Origin of the sequence: Nonomuraea antri (genome assembly GCF_013283785.1) — a bacterium.
GTDB lineage: Bacteria > Actinomycetota > Actinomycetes > Streptosporangiales > Streptosporangiaceae > Nonomuraea > Nonomuraea antri.
In genome coordinates, this window is the sequence record NZ_JABCPZ010000372.1 from 1 (window position 1) to 6246 (window position 6246).

A 6246-nucleotide genomic window follows, 5' to 3' on the forward strand; every position below is an offset into this window, starting at 1 on the left:
CCACCGCACCACACCCCACCGACCCGGCGCCCGGAGAACCCCGTGGGCGTGCCCGCACCGCACCCGAGAGCCCCCACCGATCCCGGAGCCCTGCGCACCACCCGCGCCGCAGCACACCCCTCCCATCACCTGCTGGGACACCCCGATGGCCAAGCGCCGCTGACCCGCGCCGACCTCCTCCACACCACACCCCGCCGACCCGGCGCCTGGAGAACCCCGGTGGGGCCGGAGTCCGTAACCCCGGCCCCAGGTCCCGGAACGCCGACGGGCCCGGACGACGAGGTGTCGTCCGGGCCCGTGGCGTGTGTGGCGCGGCAGGTCAGTGCGTCAGGCTGCGATCGCCGTCGTCACCGCTGCCGATGGCGGCGTGCTCGTCGTCGTGCCCATGCCCGTGCCCGTCGTCCAGCGGGATCTTCTCCCCGCCGTACGCCTTGGACATGCGCCCGCGCAGCTTGCCGAGCGGGCCGCGCATGCCCTTGGGCGGGATGCCGGAGGCGTCCTGGTCGACCGGGAGCATCGGCACCGCGCGCTTGCCGCGCATGTGGGCCTCGATGTCGTCCGCCGGCGGCGTGTGGACCTCGATGAACTCACCGTGCGGCAGGCGCTTGATCACGCCGGACTCCACGCCGTGGCCGATGACGGCGGCGTCGGAACGCTGCAGGCCGAGGCAGATCCGGTAGGTGATGATGTAGGCCAGCACCGGCCCGACCAGCACCGCGACGCGGCCGACGTACGTGGTCGCGTTGAGGCTGACCTGGAAGTTGGCCGCCAGCTCGTCGTTGGCGCCCATCAGCCACAGCACGCCGTAGAACGTGATGGCCGCCATGCCGATCGAGGTGCGGTGCGGGTTGTTGCGCGGACGGTCGACGACGTGGTGTTCGCGACGGTCGCCCGTGACCCACTGTTCCAGGAACGGGTACAGCGCCAGGCCGGTCATGATGATGCCCATCGGCACCAGCGCCGGGATGATCACGCTCAGTGGCAGCGTGCCCGCTTCGGCGGTGCCGAAGAGGTTGATCTCCCACGGCGGCATGATGCGCAGCGAGCCTTCGAGGAAGCCCATGTACCAGTCGGGCTGTGAACCGGCCGAGATGTCGGCCGGCGTGTACGGCCCGAACAGCCAGATCGGGTTGATCTGGGCGAACGTGCCGAGCCCGCTGATCACGGCCAGCGTGAACAGGAAGTACGCGCCCGCCTTGGCCATGAAGGCCGGGTAGAACGGCGCGCCCACCACGTTCTCGTTGCTGCGGCCCTTGCCCGGCATCTGGGTGTGCTTCTGCACCCACATGAGCACCATGTGGGCGGAGATGAGCGCCAGCAGGATGCCCGGGATGAGCAGGATGTGCAGCGAGTAGAACCGGGAGATGACATCGTCACCCGGATACTCCCCGCCGAACAGGAAGAACGTGATGTACGTGCCGACCAGCGGCAGCGAGATGGCCACACCCTCGGTGATCCGCAGACCGGCGCCGGAGAGCAGGTCGTCGGGCAGGGAGTAACCGGTCAGACCCTCGGCCAGCGCCAGCGTCAGCAGCAGCACGCCGATGATCCAGTTGAGCTCGCGCGGCTTGCGGTAGGCGCCGGTGAAGAACACCCGGAGCATGTGCACCGTCATGCCGGCCACGAACAGCAGGGCCGCCCAGTGGTGCATCTGCCGCATGAGCAGACCACCACGGACGTCGAAGCTGATCTCCAGCGACGACGCGTAGGCCTGGGACATCATCACGCCCTTGAGCGGCGCGTACGAGCCGTCGTAGACGATCTCGTGCATGCTCGGCTTGAACCAGAACGTCAGGAACGTACCGGTCAGCAGCAGGATGATGAACGAGTAGAGCGCGATCTCACCCAGCAGGAACGACCAGTGGTCGGGGAAGATCTTGCGCAGGTTGCGCTTGAGGAAGGCGGCCCCGCCCAGCCGCTGGTCGAGATAGTTCGACGGCCCGGCGATGGCCTTCGGCACCGTGTTCAGCTCACTCATGCCTGGCCTCCTTCCTTCTCCCTGGCCGCGCGCTCGGCGTCGCCGCGTTCCCAGTAGCTGGGGCCGACCGGCACGTTGAAGTCGCCCTGCGCGATGAGGTAGCCCTCGGAGTCGACGGCGATCGGCAGCTGCGGCAGCGGCCGGGCGGCCGGGCCGAAGATGACCTTCGCGCCGTCGGCGGCGTCGAACGTCGACTGGTGGCACGGGCAGAGGATGTGGTGGGTGGTCTGCTCGTACAGAGCGGCGGGACAACCCACGTGGGTGCAGATCTTGGAGTAGGCGACGATGCCGTCGTGCGTCCAGTTCTGGCGCACGCCGCTCTTGATCTCTTCCGGACGGAACTTGATCAGGATCAGCGTGGCCTTGGCCAGCGCGGTCAGGTCGTGCTCGTAGCCCTCGGGGACCACCGACAGGATGCCGCCGGGCGAGTTGAAGTCGGCGGCCCTGATCGGCTCGCCGGTGCCCTCGACGACGAGCCGCAGCGGCTTGCCCTCCTTGGTCTTCTCACCCCAGACCGTGTGGCGCAGCTCCTTGTGGAACCTCGCGCCCGGCATCTTGTTGTTGTCGAGGTCGCGCAGCAGCACCAGCGGCACCAGGCCGAGCGGCGCGGACGCCAGCAGCAGGGTGCGGCGCAGCAGCTTGCGCTTGACGAAGCCGCTCTCGTTGGCGCCCTGCACGAACGTGTCGGCGACGACCTCGCGGTCGTCGGCGGCCGAGGCCATCTCGTGGCGCTCCTGCACCAGCGAGTACTTCGGCATGATCTGGCGGACCCAGACCACGATGCCGATGGCCAGGCCGAGCACCGCCAGGGTCAGGGTGCCGCCCAGCGCGAGGTTCGACAGGCCGGTCGCCTCGGGGCTGCCCACCTGGAAGTACACGTAGGAGATGAGGAACGCGATGCCCGCCAGGAAGGTGATCGTGAAGCACAGGGCCACGATCTTCTCCGCCTTGCGGGCCTTGGCCTCGTCCTGGAGCGTCACGCCGGGGACGTCGCGCTCGGCGTCCGCGCCGTGTTCGGTCGCACCGAGCATCGAGGTGCCCGGCGGGGGGGTGCCGATGACGCGCTTGGGAACGCGTTCGTCCGGCTGCTCGATCTCATGCTCGTTGTCTGTCATGACTTCTGTCGCTTCTTCGCGGTGATCCAGATGGCGGCCAGGGCGAGGGCGCTGATGCCCACCACCCACGCTACGAGACCTTCGGTGACCGGGCCAATGCGCCCGAGGCCGAAACCTCCGGGGTCCTTCTGCGCGCGGACCTCGGTGATGTAGCGGATCATGTCGCGCTTCTCTTCGGGCTTGATCGTGGAGTCGTTGAAGACCGGCATGGCCTGCGGGCCGGTGATCATCGCCTCGTAGATCTGCTCGGGAGTGGCCTCGTTCAGGTTGGGCGCGTACTTGCCCCGCGTGAGCGCACCGCCGGCACCCGACCAGTTGTGGCACTGGATGCAGTTGGCGCGGAACAGCTCACCGCCGCGGCCGGCGTCACCCTTGGCGGGGTCGACCTGGTCCTTCGTCGGCACCTGCGGGCCGCCGCCGAGCGACTGCACGTAGGCGCTGATGTTGCTGATCTTCTCCGGGGTGACCCAGAGCGCCACCGGCTTGCGCGGGGCCTGCGCGCCGGGGTTGGCGGCGGGCATGCGGCCGGTGCTCATCTGGAAGTCGACGGCCGCGGCGCCGACGCCCACCAGCGTCGGAGCCGTGTTGGTGCCCTGCGCGTTCATGCCGTGGCAGCTCGAGCAGTGCTGAACGAACAAGCTCTTGCCCTCGGCCACGGGGTCTGCCTTGCCTGCCGCGAGCGCCGCGTCGGCCGGCCTGTTGGCCTGGACGAATACGGTGTATGCCATCCCGACCAGCGCCAACGCCAAAATCAGGACGGCGTATCTCGCGAGGGGATGCCGCCGCCAAGCGGTGATCCTAACCACAGAGATCCCGTTCCTTAACGAATGATGTAGATGGTCGCGAAAAGACCGATCCAGACGACGTCAACGAAGTGCCAGTAGTAGGACACGACGATCGCGCTGGTGGCCTGCTCATGCGTGAAGCGCTTCGCGGCGTACGTGCGTCCCAGCATGAACAGGAACGCGATCAGGCCACCGGTGACGTGCAGGCCGTGGAAGCCCGTCGTCAGGTAGAACACCGAGGTGTAAGCGTTAGCGGACAGGGTCGCGCCCTCAGCCGCCAGTTCCGCGTACTCGTACAGCTGCCCCGCGACGAAGACCGCGCCCATGAGGAAGCTGACGATGTACCAGAACCGGAGCTTGCCGACCTGTCCCTTCTCTGCGGCCCACACGCCCAGCTGGCACGTCACACTCGACAGAACCAGGATGATCGTGTTGACCGTCGCGAACGGGATGTTCAGGTGAGCGACCCCCTCCGCGGGCGTGGCGCCCGCTTGGAGTAGCGCGGGGCCCCATTCGAGGCCCTTGCCGACGCTCACCGACCGGATGGTGAAGTACATCGCGAACAGCGCCGCGAAGAACATGAGCTCAGAGGACAGCCAGACGATCGTCCCGACGCTGACCAGGTTGGGTCTGCGGTACGACTGTGCTGTCGTCGTCGAAGTTATTGCGGATGCTGTCGCCACGGGCAGCATTATTGCGGTTCCAGTGGCCGGTCCCGCGCACGACCCCCCGTTAGCGGGAACAAACCGGCCACCAACCTGGGATAATTGGTGCAAATCACCCCTACCCGCCCCTCTCTGACGGGCGGCCTGGGATTGCATGCCGGTGCACCGGTACGATCCCAGGTGACCATACCGCTACGACTGATAGTGAGCGCGACCGTGACATCCACCGGGAGCACCGACGACACGATGAGGGTCCTCGTCTACAGCGACGACGCCGCCACCCGCGACGAGGTCAGGCAGGCCATCGGCCGCCGCCCCGCGGCCGACGTGCCCTTCGTCGAGATCGTGGAGTGCGCCACCGAGCCCAAGGTTCACCAGTGGCTGGGCTCGGGCGAGATCGACGTGGCCGTCCTCGACGGCGAGACCCAGCCCGCCGGCGGCATGGGCGTCTCCCGCCAGGCCAAGGACGAGGTCTACGACTGCCCGCCGATCGCCCTGATCATCGCCAGGCGCGACGACCGCTGGCTCGCCGACTGGTCCAGGGCCGACGCCGTGATCCCCCAGCCGCTGGAGCCGATGGTCGTCGCCGACACGGTCGCCGACCTGATGCGCCGCCGCTCCTCGACCCGACTCAACGCCAAGTAGGTACCCCCATGGACTCCCGGACGACCTGGCCTGCCCTGCTTTCCGCCCTCCTTTCCGGAGAGCACCTCACATCGGACGAGTCGGCCTGGGCGATGCGGGAGATCATGTCCGGCTCCGCCACGCCGTCCCAGATCGCCGGATTCGTGATCGCGCTGCGCGCGAAGGGCGAGACGGTGGCCGAGGTGGTGGGCCTGGCCCGCACGATGCTCGACCTGGCCACGCCGCTGAGCGTGGAGGGTCCCGTGGTCGACGTGGTGGGCACCGGCGGCGACCGCGCCCACACGGTGAACGTCTCCACCATGGCCGCGATCGTGGCCGCGGCCGCCGGGGCCCGCGTGGTCAAGCACGGCAACCGGGCCGCGTCGTCCTCGTGCGGCGCCGCCGACGTCCTGGAGCACCTGGGCATCCGCCTCGACCTCACGCCCGAGCAGACCGCGCGGGTGGCCCGCGAGGCCGGCATCGCCTTCTGCTTCGCTCCCGTCTACCACCCCGCGCTGCGCTTCGCCGGTCCCACGCGCAAGGAGATCGGCGTGCCGACGGTCTTCAACTTCCTCGGCCCGCTGACCAACCCGGCCCGCCCGGCCGCGCAGGCCATCGGCGTCTACGACCAGCGCATGCTCCCGGTCCTGGCCGGCGTCTTCGCCGAGCGCGGCGTGTCGGCGCTGGTCTTCCGCGGCGACGACGGCCTCGACGAGCTGACCATCGCCGGCACCTCCACCGTCTGGGTGGTCAAGGACGGCACGGCCACGCAGACCGTCTTCGACCCCGCCGTGCTGGGCATCCCGCGCGCCGACGTGGGCGCGCTGCGCGGCGGCGACGTGGCCTTCAACGCCCAGGCGGTGCACGACCTGGTGCGCGGCAAGACCGGCCCGGTGCGCGACGCGGTACTGCTCAACGCGGCCGCCGCGCTGGTGGCGCTGAACGGCCCCGGCGACGACCTCGACTCGGCCATGATCGACGGCTACGCCCGCGCGGTGCAGGCCGTCGACTCAGGCGGCGCCGCCGCCACGCTCGACCGCTGGATCGAGGTCAGCGGCTCCTTCCGCCCCGCCTGACCC

6 protein-coding genes are annotated in these 6246 nt (G+C 69.2%); 2 read left to right on the forward strand and 4 right to left on the reverse strand.

The genetic code is table 11. The features are described from left to right. Positions 1 to 319 precede the first annotated feature (319 nt). From qcrB to ctaE, 4 genes are all read right to left on the reverse strand, one after another. Positions 320 to 1978, reverse strand: a complete 1659-nt coding sequence (gene qcrB / locus HII36_RS52415) for a cytochrome bc1 complex cytochrome b subunit (protein ID WP_173530892.1) — start codon at positions 1976 to 1978, stop codon at positions 320 to 322. Then, entirely contained in the window at positions 1975 to 3093 is a 1119-nt protein-coding gene (qcrA, locus tag HII36_RS52420; RefSeq protein ID WP_173530893.1) for a cytochrome bc1 complex Rieske iron-sulfur subunit, read from the reverse strand. Before qcrA ends, qcrB begins: the two co-directional genes overlap by 4 nt. Continuing rightward, a complete protein-coding gene (gene qcrC, locus HII36_RS52425; RefSeq protein ID WP_236005091.1) occupies positions 3090 to 3836 on the reverse strand; it encodes a cytochrome bc1 complex diheme cytochrome c subunit in 747 nt (248 codons plus the stop codon). The genes qcrA and qcrC overlap by 4 nt, the downstream gene beginning before the upstream one ends. A 77-nt stretch (positions 3837 to 3913) precedes the next feature. Next, on the reverse strand, positions 3914 to 4570 hold the full coding sequence (ctaE, locus tag HII36_RS52430) for an aa3-type cytochrome oxidase subunit III (RefSeq protein ID WP_173530895.1): 657 nt from the start codon (positions 4568 to 4570) through the stop codon (positions 3914 to 3916). A 219-nt stretch (positions 4571 to 4789) separates the two neighbouring features. Here ctaE and HII36_RS52435 point away from each other — a divergent pair, with 219 nt between their 5' ends. Beyond that, positions 4790 to 5188 carry a hypothetical protein gene (locus HII36_RS52435; protein ID WP_173530897.1) on the forward strand — a complete coding sequence of 133 codons (399 nt, stop codon included), beginning with the start codon at positions 4790 to 4792 and terminating at the stop codon, positions 5186 to 5188. A gap of 8 nt (positions 5189 to 5196) precedes the next feature. Beyond that, the gene (gene trpD / locus HII36_RS52440; RefSeq protein ID WP_173530896.1) at positions 5197 to 6243 is read left to right on the forward strand and encodes an anthranilate phosphoribosyltransferase; all 1047 of its coding nucleotides are present in this window, start codon (positions 5197 to 5199) and stop codon (positions 6241 to 6243) included. Positions 6244 to 6246 lie beyond the last annotated feature (3 nt).

Bases quoted from the DNA above. Each gene is read 5' to 3' on its own strand.
- trpD (WP_173530896.1), top strand. From the start codon at position 5,197: ATGGACTCCCGGACGACCTGGCCTGCCCTGCTTTCCGCCCTCCTTTCC.
- HII36_RS52435 (WP_173530897.1), top strand. From the start codon at position 4,790: ATGAGGGTCCTCGTCTACAGCGACGACGCCGCCACCCGCGACGAGGTC.
- ctaE (WP_173530895.1), bottom strand. From the start codon at position 4,570: ATGCTGCCCGTGGCGACAGCATCCGCAATAACTTCGACGACGACAGCA.
- qcrA (WP_173530893.1), bottom strand. From the start codon at position 3,093: ATGACAGACAACGAGCATGAGATCGAGCAGCCGGACGAACGCGTTCCC.
- qcrB (WP_173530892.1), bottom strand. From the start codon at position 1,978: ATGAGTGAGCTGAACACGGTGCCGAAGGCCATCGCCGGGCCGTCGAAC.